Consider the following 270-nt stretch of genomic DNA (forward strand, 5'->3'; position numbering starts at 1 on the left):
AAACCTTCGTGAACACCACTCTAGGTGAAACGTGGGAAGCGAAAATAGGCGAACGTCCGGATGCTGAACTGATGGCAGAGCGGAAAGAGCATTATTCAGCGCCCGTTCCTGATCGCGTTGCTTACCTGACCGCCGGTATCGACTCTCAGCTGGACCGCTACGAAATGCGCGTATGGGGATGGGGGCCGGGTGAGGAAAGCTGGCTGATTGACCGTCAGATTATGATGGGCCGCCATGATGATGAGCAGACGCTGCTGCGTGTGGATGAGT

At 55.9% G+C, this 270-nt stretch carries 1 protein-coding gene; it reads left to right on the top strand.

What is annotated here, in order from left to right; all coding sequences use genetic code 11:
• Positions 1-270, top strand: a 270-nt coding sequence (locus FDX22_RS19760) for a terminase gpA endonuclease subunit (RefSeq protein WP_186805363.1), incomplete at both ends; no start/stop codon positions are given.

The organism is Citrobacter sp. TBCS-14 (assembly GCF_005280805.1).
Classification (GTDB): Bacteria; Pseudomonadota; Gammaproteobacteria; order Enterobacterales; family Enterobacteriaceae; genus Citrobacter; species Citrobacter gillenii.